This window comes from Neobacillus dielmonensis, from assembly GCF_000612665.1.
GTDB lineage: Bacteria > Bacillota > Bacilli > Bacillales > Cytobacillaceae > Neobacillus > Neobacillus dielmonensis.
In genome coordinates, this window is sequence record NZ_HG942065.1 from 18,452 (window position 1) to 30,929 (window position 12,478).

14 protein-coding genes and 2 other annotated features are annotated in these 12,478 nt (G+C 40.9%); of the genes, 1 reads left to right on the forward strand and 13 read right to left on the reverse strand.

Going from position 1 to position 12,478, the window contains the following annotated elements:
• Nucleotides 1-60: 60 nt before the first annotated feature.
• Nucleotides 61-270, forward strand: coding sequence for a small acid-soluble spore protein SspI (gene sspI / locus BN2425_RS12000; RefSeq protein WP_042459564.1), 210 nt, complete (start codon nucleotides 61-63; stop codon nucleotides 268-270).
• A gap of 231 nt (nucleotides 271-501) precedes the next feature.
• On the opposite strand, the gene BN2425_RS12010 is transcribed toward sspI, so the two are convergent.
• From BN2425_RS12010 to BN2425_RS12075, 13 genes are all read right to left on the reverse strand, one after another.
• Entirely contained in the window at nucleotides 502-1,587 is a 1,086-nt protein-coding gene (locus BN2425_RS12010; protein ID WP_042459570.1) for a M42 family metallopeptidase, read from the reverse strand.
• Nucleotides 1,588-1,668: 81 nt separating this feature from the next.
• On the reverse strand, nucleotides 1,669-2,160 hold the full coding sequence (locus tag BN2425_RS12015; RefSeq protein WP_042459573.1) for a dUTP diphosphatase: 492 nt from the start codon (nucleotides 2,158-2,160) through the stop codon (nucleotides 1,669-1,671).
• Between the two features lie 18 nt (nucleotides 2,161-2,178).
• The gene (locus BN2425_RS12020; protein ID WP_042459575.1) at nucleotides 2,179-2,448 is read right to left on the reverse strand and encodes a DUF1294 domain-containing protein; all 270 of its coding nucleotides are present in this window, start codon (nucleotides 2,446-2,448) and stop codon (nucleotides 2,179-2,181) included.
• Between the two features lie 61 nt (nucleotides 2,449-2,509).
• Nucleotides 2,510-2,869 carry a 50S ribosomal protein L20 gene (gene rplT / locus BN2425_RS12025; RefSeq protein ID WP_042459578.1) on the reverse strand — a complete coding sequence of 120 codons (360 nt, stop codon included), beginning with the start codon at nucleotides 2,867-2,869 and terminating at the stop codon, nucleotides 2,510-2,512.
• A 36-nt stretch (nucleotides 2,870-2,905) separates the two neighbouring features.
• The gene (gene rpmI / locus BN2425_RS12030) at nucleotides 2,906-3,106 is read right to left on the reverse strand and encodes a 50S ribosomal protein L35 (protein WP_042459581.1); all 201 of its coding nucleotides are present in this window, start codon (nucleotides 3,104-3,106) and stop codon (nucleotides 2,906-2,908) included.
• Nucleotides 3,107-3,122: 16 nt separating this feature from the next.
• Nucleotides 3,123-3,626, reverse strand: coding sequence for a translation initiation factor IF-3 (gene infC / locus BN2425_RS12035; protein WP_042459584.1), 504 nt, complete (start codon nucleotides 3,624-3,626; stop codon nucleotides 3,123-3,125).
• Nucleotides 3,627-3,765: 139 nt separating this feature from the next.
• Nucleotides 3,766-3,900 (reverse strand) — a sequence feature (ribosomal protein L20 leader region).
• 167 nt (nucleotides 3,901-4,067) lie between these two features.
• Nucleotides 4,068-6,002, reverse strand: a complete 1,935-nt coding sequence (gene thrS / locus BN2425_RS12040; RefSeq protein ID WP_042459587.1) for a threonine--tRNA ligase — start codon at nucleotides 6,000-6,002, stop codon at nucleotides 4,068-4,070.
• Nucleotides 6,003-6,374: 372 nt separating this feature from the next.
• Nucleotides 6,375-6,619, reverse strand: a binding site (T-box leader).
• A gap of 131 nt (nucleotides 6,620-6,750) precedes the next feature.
• Nucleotides 6,751-7,635 (reverse strand): sporulation protein YtxC, encoded by an 885-nt coding sequence (gene ytxC, locus BN2425_RS12050; RefSeq protein ID WP_042459592.1) that lies wholly within the window; start codon nucleotides 7,633-7,635, stop codon nucleotides 6,751-6,753.
• 140 nt (nucleotides 7,636-7,775) lie between these two features.
• Nucleotides 7,776-8,705, reverse strand: coding sequence for a primosomal protein DnaI (gene dnaI / locus BN2425_RS12055; protein ID WP_042459596.1), 930 nt, complete (start codon nucleotides 8,703-8,705; stop codon nucleotides 7,776-7,778).
• Nucleotides 8,706-8,717: 12 nt separating this feature from the next.
• Complete coding sequence (locus BN2425_RS12060) at nucleotides 8,718-10,106, reverse strand: replication initiation and membrane attachment family protein (protein WP_042459599.1); 1,389 nt, start codon at nucleotides 10,104-10,106, stop codon at nucleotides 8,718-8,720.
• 53 nt (nucleotides 10,107-10,159) lie between these two features.
• Nucleotides 10,160-10,621: a transcriptional regulator NrdR gene (nrdR, locus tag BN2425_RS12065; RefSeq protein ID WP_042459603.1), complete on the reverse strand. Its 462-nt coding sequence runs from the start codon at nucleotides 10,619-10,621 to the stop codon at nucleotides 10,160-10,162.
• A 97-nt stretch (nucleotides 10,622-10,718) separates the two neighbouring features.
• Nucleotides 10,719-11,105 (reverse strand): hypothetical protein, encoded by a 387-nt coding sequence (locus BN2425_RS12070; protein WP_052352853.1) that lies wholly within the window; start codon nucleotides 11,103-11,105, stop codon nucleotides 10,719-10,721.
• A 158-nt stretch (nucleotides 11,106-11,263) separates the two neighbouring features.
• Entirely contained in the window at nucleotides 11,264-12,295 is a 1,032-nt protein-coding gene (locus BN2425_RS12075; RefSeq protein ID WP_042459610.1) for a glyceraldehyde-3-phosphate dehydrogenase, read from the reverse strand.
• Between the last annotated feature and the right edge of the window lie 183 nt (nucleotides 12,296-12,478).

Consider the following 12,478-nt stretch of genomic DNA (forward strand, 5'->3'; position numbering starts at 1 on the left):
ATATAAAATCCAAAATTAGTCATGCTAATAGGGTAAAGAGCAAAAAAAGGAGTGTGCTTCATGAACTTAAATTTGCGAAAAGCTGTTATTCATAATGTAGCCAATGATACGCAAGATCAATTAGAAGATACCATTGTGGATGCTATTCAGAGCGGGGAAGAAAAAATGCTTCCTGGCTTGGGCGTTTTGTTCGAAGTCATTTGGAACAATGCTTCTGAGAATGAGAAAAAAGACATGTTGAATACGCTTGAAAACGGGTTAAAACAATAAAAATGAATTAAAAGCCGGCAAAAATTTTATTACGCGCCGGCTTTTTTTTATTATATAAACGTCTTCAAGGTGAGACGTGTTTTATTTGCGAATTTTTGCTGTTTATTTGCGAAAATTGCTATTCTATTTGCGAATTTCCTTGCTTTATTTGCGAATTTCCCATTTTTATTTGCGAATCGCCAAAACAAAACAAAAAAAGCCCCGGCAACAGTCTGCCGGGGTTCGTTTCTTTTATTCAAAAATAATTTTATCAACTGTTTCGCGATCTAACCGTTTAATCACTTCGACAATCAGCTTGACAGCATTCTCGTAATCATCACGGTGTAGGATTGCAGCATGTGAATGAATATAACGAGTGGCAATGGTGATGGCAAGTGCAGGTACCCCATTATGGGTTAAATGAATCGAACCGGCATCGGTACCACCGCCAGGGATTGATTCAAACTGATAAGGGATATTCAATTCGTCTGCTGTATCCGTAACAAAATCACGCAACCCTTTATGAGCCACCATTGAAGCATCATAAACAACGATTTGCGGGCCCTTGCCCATTTTACTCATCGCTTCTTTTTCGGTAATTCCAGGAGTATCTCCGGCAATACCGACGTCAACCGCAAAGCCGATATCCGGCTCAATTTTATGCGTGGATGTTTTGGCACCGCGTAAGCCGACTTCCTCTTGTACGTTTCCGACACCGTATACTACGTTTGGATGGTCGACACCTTGCAGCTGCTTTAACACATCGATGGCGATGGCACAGCCGATGCGGTTATCCCAAGCTTTTGCCAGCAGCATCTTTTCATTGTTCATGACCGTAAATTCAAAGTATGGCACGACCATGTCTCCTGGACGTACTCCCCACTCTTGGGCTTCTTCGCGGCTGGACGCGCCGATATCAATAAACATGTCTTTGATATCGATTGGCTTCTTGCGTGCTTCAGCAGACAGGACGTGGGGCGGTTTGGAGCCGATAATACCCGTTACCTCTCCTTTTCTGGTTACAACTGTGACACGTTGGGCGAGCATAACCTGTCCCCACCAGCCACCGACCGTTTGAAAGCGCAGGAACCCTTTATCGTCGATTTGAGTAATCATAAAACCTACTTCGTCCATATGGCCTGCCACCATAATTTTAGGACCGTCTGCTTTTCCTACTTTTTTTGCGATTAAACTGCCAAGTCCATCGGTTGTGATTTCATCAGCATATGGAGTTATGTATTTTTTCATGACTTCGCGAACTTCGCGCTCGTTGCCAGGAATGCCTTTTGCATCCGTTAAATCCTTCAGCATCGTTAATGTCTCATCAAGTTTAGCCATTTTCCGGCCCCCTTCAGGTAAAATCAAAACTACACCCTATATTATACAGAATCTTTCAAACAACCAACAAATTTAAAACCATTAATAATTGTTGGCTTGTCTCTGATAATTTACTTCATTTTTTGCAAAATATGCCTGTTCCATTTCGGTTTCACTTATTTCTAATAATGTACCTAGTTGCAAATAAGTTCCCATTACTGTTACATAGTCCTCGAAACTCTTGGATTGCTGAAAGTCATTAATCGTTTTATATAGATATAAGAATTGCTCTGTCACGTCTTTCGAAGACGCTAAAGCGTTAACTTCAAAATTCTTCCGGTCAAACCCGCATTCAATTCCAAGCGACAAAATAAAATGGACTCCATCGACAAATTCCTCTAAGATTACGTCCTTTGGGGATGATGGCTTAACGCTCCAGAATTTAAAACATTTGGTTTCATTAGCGAGTTCACCAACCTCGACTAATAGTGCCAAAACCTTTCGGGAAAACAGATCACTTTCCTGCAATTGATGCTTTTCTTCTATATGTTGATCCAATGCTTGTTGCATGCCAAAAAGTTTTGTAAGATTCATGATTCATCCGCTCCCTTATTAGAAAAATATTTTTAAATAAATGACCAATTCTACCAGTGCCAAGATTGGAAATCCCCATTTAAATTGAACATGCTTGGTTTTATGGTGAAAATATCGCATTCCGGCCGTTGATCCAATTGCTCCGCCAAAAATGGCCACCAACCAGAGGGTCCGTTCACTTATACGAAACTGGTGCCGCTTCGCCCGCTGCTTGTCCACTCCCATTATGATTATACCGATTAAGTTCATTACAGCAAAAAATAGTACCAAATATGTCCTGCCATCCATTGTAGTTTCCCCTTTATAGCAAAAGAGCCATCCTCAGAAATCGAGAATGGCACTTGTTCTATTATTTGCTTAATTGTTGTTTAGCAGTGTCTGCTAATTGAGTGAATGCTGCTGCATCGCTAACTGCTAATTCAGCAAGCATTTTGCGGTTTACTTCGATACCAGCAAGCTTTAAGCCATGCATTAAACGGCTGTAAGAAAGACCGTTGATGCGTGCAGCTGCATTGATACGAGTAATCCAAAGTTTGCGGAAATCGCGCTTAACCTGACGACGGTCACGGAAAGCATATTGTAATGATTTCATAACCTGTTGGTTAGCAACTTTGTATAATGTATGTTTAGAACCGTAATAACCTTTAGCTAATTTAAGAACTTTTTTACGACGTTTGCGAGTAACAGTACCGCCTTTTACACGTGGCATGTAATTTCCCTCCTATAATAAATCGATCAATCGAGATTATTTAATGTTGTCAAGCATTTGGTGAATACGTTTGAAGTCGCCTTTTGAAACTAGGCCAGATTTGCGAAGCTTACGCTTTGCTTTCGTTGACTTGTTAGCAAATAAGTGGCTTGTATAAGCATGGTCACGCTTTAATTGACCAGTTCCAGTTTTTTTGAAACGCTTTGCAGCGCCGCGGTGAGTTTTCATTTTTGGCATTGGGATATCCTCCTTATTACTTTTCAATTTTAGGTGCTAAGACTAGGAACATACTGCGGCCATCCATTTTAGGATGAGACTCAATTGTTGCTACTTCTTTGCACTCACTAGCAAAACGGTCCAATACTTTTTGACCGATTTCTTTATGGGTAATCGCCCGTCCTTTAAATCGGATAGAAGCTTTCACCTTGTCGCCTTTTTCCAAGAATTTAATGGCATTACGCAGCTTTGTATTAAAGTCATGCTCATCAATGGTTGGGCTCAGGCGAACTTCTTTCGTAGTGATGATTTTTTGGTTTTTACGAGCTTCTTTGTCTTTCTTTTGCTGCTCGAATTTAAACTTACCATAATCCATAATCCGGGCTACCGGAGGTTTTGCATTTGGTGCAACCAGCACTAAATCAAGATTCACTCGTCCGGCGATTTCCAACGCTTCGTTTTTCGATTTAATCCCTAATTGTTCCCCGTTTTGATCAATCAAGCGAACTTCACGAGCGCGAATACCCTCATTTACCAACATGTCTTTGCTAATAGTTAGCCACCTCCAAGGTTTTATCAAGAATACTTTTGCCAGGGACAAGAATCACCAATTCGCCCCTTTAAAACCTGATTCATGATACGGTTTTAGAATAACAGAATCATAAGTTCCAGCAGAGAAGCCAATTAAAAAAGTGCGGATGAAACCACCCACACTTTACGAAACATAGTTTAAGTAACTATTTAAGTCCACGTAATACCTGTCAACTGCGAAACGCGTCAAATCAGGTGAGAAGCGGGTGCTTCTTCTTTCCCAAAACTTAGTATTCAGTTTTAATACCTTTGTAACTATAACATAAGCAAAGATAAGATGTCAAATAAACTTTTCTTTGACGACAACGAAAATTATTGTAACAAAAAACAATCGATTATTCAATAGATTTAATTAAAAAACAACTGAGGGCCACGATGAGCCCTCAGTGTTTTAGTTTCTTGTAACTTCCGCTTTAAGAACAGCAAGAAACTCTTCAAATGCCAGCGTTTCTGACTTTTGTTCGCCATATTTGCGGACATTAACAGCATTTTCAGCCACTTCTTTGTCACCAACAACCAGCATATATGGAATTTTTTGCATTTGTGCTTCGCGGATCTTATAGCCGATTTTTTCATCGCGGCCGTCTAATTCGACACGGAAACCAGCGGCTTTCAATTGCTCCTGAACTTTTCTCGCATAATCATAGTGTGCATCAGGAGAAACAGGAATGACTTGAACTTGCACTGGTGCCAGCCAAGTTGGGAATGCCCCTTTGTATTCTTCAATCAGATAGGCTACAAAACGTTCCATCGTCGAAACAACGCCGCGGTGGACAACAACCGGACGATGCTGCTTACCGTCTTCCCCAACATAAGTTAAGTCAAACCGTTCTGGCAGCAAGAAGTCTAATTGAACCGTGGACAGCGTTTCTTCTTTTCCTATTGCTGTTCTAACTTGGACATCCAGCTTTGGACCATAGAAGGCAGCTTCTCCTTCGGCTTCGAAATATTCAAGGCCAAGGTCGTCCATCGCTTCTTTTAACATGCTTTGTGCTTTTTCCCACATCGCATCATCGTCAAAATATTTTTCCTTATCCTGTGGATCACGGTAAGATAATCGGAATGAATAATCCGTAATATCAAAGTCTTTATATACATCCAAAATCAGATTGACAACACGTTGGAATTCTTCCTTAATTTGATCCGGACGGACAAAAATATGGGCATCATTCAACGTCATTCCACGGACACGCTGCAGGCCGGATAATGCTCCAGACATTTCATAGCGGTGCATCGTTCCAAGTTCCGCAATCCTGATTGGAAGTTCACGATAGCTGTGAATAGCGTTTTTATAAACCATCATATGGTGCGGACAGTTCATCGGACGAAGCACCAATTGTTCGTTGTCCATGTCCATAACCGGGAACATATCTTCATGGTAATGATCCCAGTGACCAGAAGTTTTATATAGCTCGACATTGGCCATGATTGGTGTGTAAACATGGTCATAGCCTAAGCTGACTTCTTTATCGACAATATAGCGCTCAATGGTGCGGCGGATGGTTGCCCCTTTTGGCAGCCACAACGGCAGGCCTTGTCCTATTTCTTTGGAATTGGTAAACAGGTTTAGCTCTTTTCCCAGCTTGCGATGGTCGCGCTCTTTGGCTTCTTCTAACATACGAAGATGTTCGGCCAAGTCCTCTTTTTTGAAAAAGGCTGTGCCGTACACGCGTTGAAGCATTTTATTATCGCTGTTCCCACGCCAATAGGCACCGGCAATGCTCAATAATTTAAATTCTTTGATTTTTCCAGTTGATGGGACATGGATACCGCGGCAAAGGTCAAAAAATTCTCCTTGCTCATAAATGGTTACCGTTTCACCTGCTGGAATCGCTTCGACAAGCTCAACCTTATAAGGGTCGCCTACCTCTTTATATAACTGGACTGCTTCGTCCCTGCTGACTTCCTTGCGGACAATTTCAAGATTCTCATTGACGATTTTCGCCATTTCTTTTTCAATCTTCGGCAGGTCTTCTGGAGTCAACGATTCCTCGAAATCCATGTCATAGTAAAAGCCGCCTTCAATAACAGGCCCAACGCCCAATTTTGTATTAGGATATAGGCGTTTCACTGCTTGAGCCATTAAGTGGGCTGTGCTGTGGCGCAATACCTCTAATGCATCTTTAGAATCTGGTGTAACGATTTCTATTGAACCGTCTTCAAAAAGCGGACGGCGAAGGTCGACTAAACTTCCATTTAATTTGCCCGCAATGGCCTTTTTCTTTAGGCCTGGGCTAATGGATGCGGCGATATCTTCGGTTGTTGTTCCTTGTGGAAACTCCTTCACTGCTCCATCAGGAAACGTAATTTTGACAACGTCTGACATATCTTTTTCCTCCTTTAATAAAATGGCTGTGTTAAAGGCTATTGTTGATTTTAACCAGTTGATTGGAGCGGAAGGCGCGAAGACTCCTCGAAAATGCTTTCGCATTTTCTTCGTGCGTGGGCCTATTCAAGGATGTAATTCAGAGTCCTGCGGGAGTACGGGGCTGGGGAGACCCCGCAGGCAATTTCATCGCCGAGGAGGCTCCCCGGCACGCCCGCGGAAAGCGAAAGGAGTACGGGGCTGGGGAGACCCCGCAGGCAATTTCATCGCCGAGGAGGCTCCCCGGCACGCCCGCGGAAAGCGAAACGCCTGGAGCGGAAATCAACAACCAAGTTTAACACAACCAATAAAATAAAAAACCCGTCCCTAGAAGAAAGGGACGAGTTTGAATTAACACGTGGTTCCACCCAATTTTTCATTTTGTACACAATGGATCCAAAATGACTTTAGGTCAGATAACGGCTGCTGCCGTCAACAATTACTAACTTCCCAAAGGTAGTGTTCACTGCTGAAGTTTAAAGGCGGTAAGTATCTTTTTCGTGATAGGAAGCTTGCAGCCATGACCTCCCTCTCTATGATCCGTAAAAAAATACTGTTGTCCTTCTCATAACTTGTTATAATCATTTTTTTGTCATGCATTAGCATCCTGTTTTGCATACTGCATTTGCATTGTTGACTATGTACGTTATTATAATCAGTTTATTTTCAAAAATCAAGGACCTCACGCCTAAATCGTTAGTTTATTCATTCAGGAGCCGTGCTGTTCAGATTTACCGTCTATATAGCCTCCGAACTGTTCTAGATCACGAAGGGATTGATAGGGTTTAATGATGACCCGTTCCTCAAAAATATTTTGGATGGTCCTAACCAATGGGGCATCTTTGTCTTTTGTATAAATGTAAATAGTGATTGGGGCTAGCGACAACAAAGGAGCAATCGTAGCAGAATCCACATATATCGGGTGATTAACCAGCAATTTCCGATCAATCATTTTTGTCAATTCACTTCTTTTTATCTCGTCAAATTGCTTATTATAAAACGTTATTTCTTCATCCAGCAATAAATAAAGGATGTCCGTTTTTGGCGCACGGCCCACTAAAAAATCCCTTAACATTTGCACAAACATCTGATATTCCTGCTCCATCTTATACTCATCAATCGAAACTTCCACATACCTCTCCAGGTACTGCAGATAAGAGCGCAAGCGAAACTTAACAAACGAGTCAAAGGAAAACGACACTTGATCATGGAATATTTGCTCAATCGCTTCTTTAATTTTTGGGTCTTCATTCGTATCCTTGATAAACACAGACAGATCCTCCCGCTGGCCTTCAAGAATGGAATAAAGGATTTCTAAGATTTGCTGCTGCTCTTCGGTATCCTTATAGTAAAATTGATTACTTAGTATTTCATGAAACCAATCATCCCGTTTCACTGTGGTAATGAACTGATAAAATCCTACCTTTACATATTCTAGGACGTTTTCTGAAATCAGGCTATCTTGAATTTTTACTCTATATCGATCTTCTAAAAGAAGAATATTCTTCATGTCTGGAACATGCATTAAACACTTCCATAAATGGTCATAACACTTAATTGCATCTGTTCTATTTTGGAAGATGATTTCAACCAACCAAATCCCCCCTTTAACCGAGTCTCTTGTTTTAATGTATATGGGGAACTTGACCAAAATAGAAGTTGCCAGAACGGATGATTCCATAAAAAAGAGGATGTTCCCACGGGAATCATCCTGAACTGATCATAAATATTCAATTATCGCCTCCGGTTAGGACCAGATACTAACACAGGCTCACTTAAGGCACGGATTCGTTCCATAATCCGGCGTGCTTTGACCTTTTCCTCTTCGCCTCGCTGACTATAGGCCAAATGATGTTCCAGGCCTTGAAAGTCAAAGTTCGACGTGAAAAAGGTTGGCAGATTTTCCAGCATCCGATATTGGAGAATAGGTCCTAACACCTCATCCCTTGTCCAACTGGAAACGGCCTCAGCTCCAATGTCGTCCAACATTAAAACTGGTTCGGTTTTTAACGCTTCAATTTTTTCGCTTAATGTGGAATCGGCGATGGCGCTTTTCATTTCGCGCAGCAATTCCGGAACATACACAATCATCGATGATATTTGTTTTTTGGCCAGTCTGTTGGCAATCGCACCTAGTAGATAAGACTTTCCAACTCCAAACTTTCCATAAAAATACAATCCCTTAGTTGTTTTGCCCTGGTCATAATTATTCAGGAAAAGCGCCGCTTTTTGCACCGCATCAATTCGCTCAGCATCATGTTCGAAGTCTTCAAACGTTGCGCTTAGAATATCTTTAGGAACATGCAGGCTTTTAATTAGTTTTTCATTTTTGCGCCGTTCGTCATCCAGTACTTTACGCGGACAGCGCTCGTAAGTTACATCAATGGCGTTTCTTGTTAAAACTAATTCCGGCTGATAGCCTTTCATCATATTGATGCAGGATTCGAGGCACTCACATTTATCACATTCCTTGCTCTGATTGATATACTCATAGAGCTTGTTTAAGCTTTTTTCAATGATTTCTTCTGTTATATTCTCTTGATTCTTTTGAATAAAAGCCTTGATGTCAGGATGTGATAAAGTTTCCTGGCGGATTCTTTCATATCGTTTTTGGAAATTTTCGCTTGAGGCTAATCGCTTTAATGTTTGGTTAATTCGTTCCATACCTTCACCATCCTAATCATCGAATGCCTTTAGCATTTCTTCAATTTCTCGCTTTTTGGCTTCTATATCAGATGTTTTTGCCACTTCTTGATTATGATCGTCTTTTGCTGGCTGTTCATCATTAAACCAATCAGGGAGAAACTCCGTACGTGTCGGTTTCTTATTGAAAGATTTCCCTGACGTTTTCGTGGTTTTATTTTTATACTGTGTTCTGGCAAATTCCATCGATTCTTTCACCGTTCTTAATTGCTTTCTGGCCCATTGGCTGGCAATAGACTCAACATAGGCCTTCGTAAATTTCATATCGTTAATCAGCATAACATACCAAATCAGGACATTTATAACACCCGGTAACAGCTTTTGATTAATCATCACTTCTTCGACAATTTTAATTTCGGAGGCTGACGGCTCACCACCGACGGATAAATCCCTTAACACCTTTAAGGGCGATACCGTTTCAAAGTACAGAATTAATTGTTCATCTTTTGTTTTTGGTTTTTCCCGTTGCTGTTTATGAGCCTCCGGCTGAGTGCGGTCAATTAGGCTTGGAAGCTGGTCGTAATTTTCAAATTGATACCAATTCCTTGCTGCCTTACGCAATTGCTCTACGTCAATCTCATCATGCTCATTCAGCGCATCCATAATCAGTTTTTTCATTTGGATGGCATCAATATGATAAAGGAACGCCAATTTGCTGATAACCTCTTTTACCTTCTGATTAATGGCCTTCCTTGGCACAAGAGATTCATGCAGCCCTGCCAACAAAAGGTCAAAATCAAAGGTATAGCCCTCGAGAGAAATTCCTTTCTGATCATGTCGACCAATGAACTGTTCACTCTCTTCGCTGTCCAGCTCTACCGATAAGTCCTGCAGATAGTGTAGATTTTCGGGTGTGCCTGAAGTAAACACATCCTGAAAAGCCTTGGTTACGTCCTGATACCCTTGATCATGGGGAAGCTGTTGGTCAGTGAAAAACCGCTTCAACCGGGCAAAATGCTTTTTGCCGATTTTGCGATATAAGTAAATGTTTAACATTCCATCTAAAAAAAACTGCTCAGGATTTAAAGGCGGCAGCAGTTCGTATATAAATGAACGTTCTCCGTCTATGACTTTGACATACGTTTTTAACAGCCCAATCCCTTCGAGCTTTAACCGCGCCTGATAGATGTCCTTCAAATTCAGATCTAACAGATTCATTAATAAATGATGGGTTGAGGATTCTGACCATAGGCGATTTTCCTCAAGTTCTGCCCAAAGAGTCATATATAAGCTGTGACAGGCAGATCCAATTAACGGCTGATATAAAAACGTCAGTACTTTACGGTCATAATCATGCAGCAGCCCATTAGCTGTTACAATATAACGGTCGATCGGAAGAATATCCTGCCAATGCTGCGCCATATGTTTTCAGACCTTTCACGATAATTGTAAAAAGAGCCAAAGACCATTTGGCTCTATGAATTCTCTTTTTTAATCAATTCTTTTAATTCATCAATAAATACGTTAATATCCTTAAATTGACGGTAAACGGAGGCAAAACGTACGTATGCGACTTCGTCCACTTTCGCTAGCCTGTCCATGACCATTTCACCGATGGCCTCACTTTTAATCTCAGATATCCCCTGGCTGCGCAAGTCTTTTTCGACACCATGGGTAATATCCTCTAATTCCTTTAAAGCAACTGGCCGTTTTTCACAGGCTTTAATCAAGCCACGGAGGATTTTATCGCGACTGAATTCCTCCCTGGTTCCTTCTTTTTTAACCACTATTAAAGGAATCTCTTCAATCTTTTCAAAAGTCGTAAAGCGATATCCGCATTCTTCGCATTCACGCCTTCTTCTGGTCGCTCGTCCTTCATCTACCGGCCGGGAATCCAGTACACGTGTACCATAATGCTGACATGAAGGGCATTTCATGGGCAACTCAACTCCAAATCTAAACGAATCCGATCCACTATCCATTATCCTACTATTATCTTATATAAAAGAGATTCGATACACAAGTAGATGCTGGTTAGTTTTTATTGGGTTTTATTTCGGTATGTAACTTAGCCATCCTGTCATAGTAAGCGTTGATGCGCTTCTTTAAGGCAGGAAATGCACCAGTCAGGGAAATTCGCTCTGTTGAAATATGAAAATCAACGGCTGTTTCCAATGGCTTGGATTGGATAACCGTTGCTATAAGAAAGCAAGGAAAGGGTTTTTTCAATTCAACAGCAATTTCACCATGGTCCTTTGATACGGTTTTAATTTGGCAGTCCGCATCCTCTTTAAACATCTTTTCTACTGTGTCCAGCATTTGGCTGGCTCTTGTTTTATAATAATGTGTCTTTAAGGAATCATCAGATTGCCGGTCTGAGGTTTCAATCGACCTTCTATACCGGGTGAACAAATTGGCCATCATATCTCCTCCAAAAACTATTTATTACTTTTATTCTATAACATAATCCTCGAAATATAAAAAGAGGTGTATTGAAGATACACCTCTTAAATAACAATATTATATCACAGAAACTATTAAGTTAAAGAACTATTAACGATATTTGCTTTTAGAAATCCTTACCCAGCTTTTACTTCAGCCATTTTCGCCATTGCCTCGGCAACATGCAGACTGAGATCGACTACACGGGAAGAATATCCCCATTCATTGTCATACCAAGCTAGTACTTTTACCTTTCTGGTGCCCATCACCATAGTGGAAAGACCATCTATGATGGCCGAATGGTCATTTGTGTTAAAGTCAACTGAAACAAGCGGTTCCAACGTAATATCCAAAATCCCTTTTAATGGTCCGTTTTTCGCCTCCATGAACGCATGATTAACTTGTTCGACTGTTACATCCTGTTTTAAATCGACGACTAAATCAACCAGCGATACATTTGGAGTTGGAACCCTTAATGAAATTCCATGCAGCTTCCCCTTCAATTGCGGGAGGACTAGCGAGATGGCTTTTGCTGCACCTGTAGTGGTTGGAATAATCGATTGTCCGCAGGCACGCGCTCTTCGTAAATCCTTATGTGGGTTATCAATATTTTTTTGGTCATTTGTATAGGAATGGATGGTCGTCATTAGACCGCTTTCGATTCCAAATTTGTCATCTAACACCTTGGCAACTGGGGCTAGACAGTTCGTCGTACAAGATGCATTGGAAATGATGTCATGCTGTTCAATATTCAATGTGTCTTCATTTACACCCATTACGATGGTAACATCCTCATTTTTCCCTGGTGCCGTCAGAATTACCTTTTTCGCTCCTGCTTCAAGATGCAGCATCGCTTTTTCTCTGCTATTAAATTTACCAGTTGCTTCAATTACAATATCAACACCTAGTTCCCGCCAAGGCAACAGTTTCGGGTCACGTTCATTTAATAATTTTATTCGTCTTCCGTTTACCAGCAATTCATTATCTAATGGGATAACTTCCCCGTGGAATTTTCCATGAATCGTATCATATTTTATCAAATGAGCTAACGTTTCCGACGGATAGCTTGCATTGATGGCTATTACATCCAGCTTTTTTTCGAGTATTGCCTGCCGAAAGACCATTCGCCCTATTCTTCCAAAACCATTTATTGCAATGCGCGCCTTCATTTTACAGCCCCTTCCGGATTAGTGTTATACTTTTAACACTCATTGTTGTAATTAGTATAACATATTACAAAGGAATTGTGATAAATAAAACACACATTTTAAAATTTTACTTTTTAGAATTTTATAATAAAAATCTCTGTAAAATTTGGCTGTTGATTTCCGCTTCAATCAACAGAGTTAATA

Coding starts and splice junctions, on each gene's coding strand:
- BN2425_RS12020 (WP_042459575.1), bottom strand. CDS start 2,448: ATGGATGGCAGGACATATTTGGTACTATTTTTTGCTGTAATGAACTTA.
- infC (WP_042459584.1), bottom strand. CDS start 3,626: ATGTTGGTAAATGAGGGTATTCGCGCTCGTGAAGTTCGCTTGATTGAT.
- BN2425_RS12075 (WP_042459610.1), bottom strand. CDS start 12,295: ATGAAGGCGCGCATTGCAATAAATGGTTTTGGAAGAATAGGGCGAATG.
- rplT (WP_042459578.1), bottom strand. CDS start 2,869: ATGCCACGTGTAAAAGGCGGTACTGTTACTCGCAAACGTCGTAAAAAA.
- thrS (WP_042459587.1), bottom strand. CDS start 6,002: ATGTCAGACGTTGTCAAAATTACGTTTCCTGATGGAGCAGTGAAGGAG.
- BN2425_RS12060 (WP_042459599.1), bottom strand. CDS start 10,106: ATGGCGCAGCATTGGCAGGATATTCTTCCGATCGACCGTTATATTGTA.
- BN2425_RS12015 (WP_042459573.1), bottom strand. CDS start 2,160: ATGAATCTTACAAAACTTTTTGGCATGCAACAAGCATTGGATCAACAT.
- BN2425_RS12010 (WP_042459570.1), bottom strand. CDS start 1,587: ATGGCTAAACTTGATGAGACATTAACGATGCTGAAGGATTTAACGGAT.
- dnaI (WP_042459596.1), bottom strand. CDS start 8,705: ATGGAACGAATTAACCAAACATTAAAGCGATTAGCCTCAAGCGAAAAT.
- BN2425_RS12070 (WP_052352853.1), bottom strand. CDS start 11,105: ATGGCCAATTTGTTCACCCGGTATAGAAGGTCGATTGAAACCTCAGAC.
- rpmI (WP_042459581.1), bottom strand. CDS start 3,106: ATGCCAAAAATGAAAACTCACCGCGGCGCTGCAAAGCGTTTCAAAAAA.
- nrdR (WP_042459603.1), bottom strand. CDS start 10,621: ATGAAATGCCCTTCATGTCAGCATTATGGTACACGTGTACTGGATTCC.
- sspI (WP_042459564.1), top strand. CDS start 61: ATGAACTTAAATTTGCGAAAAGCTGTTATTCATAATGTAGCCAATGAT.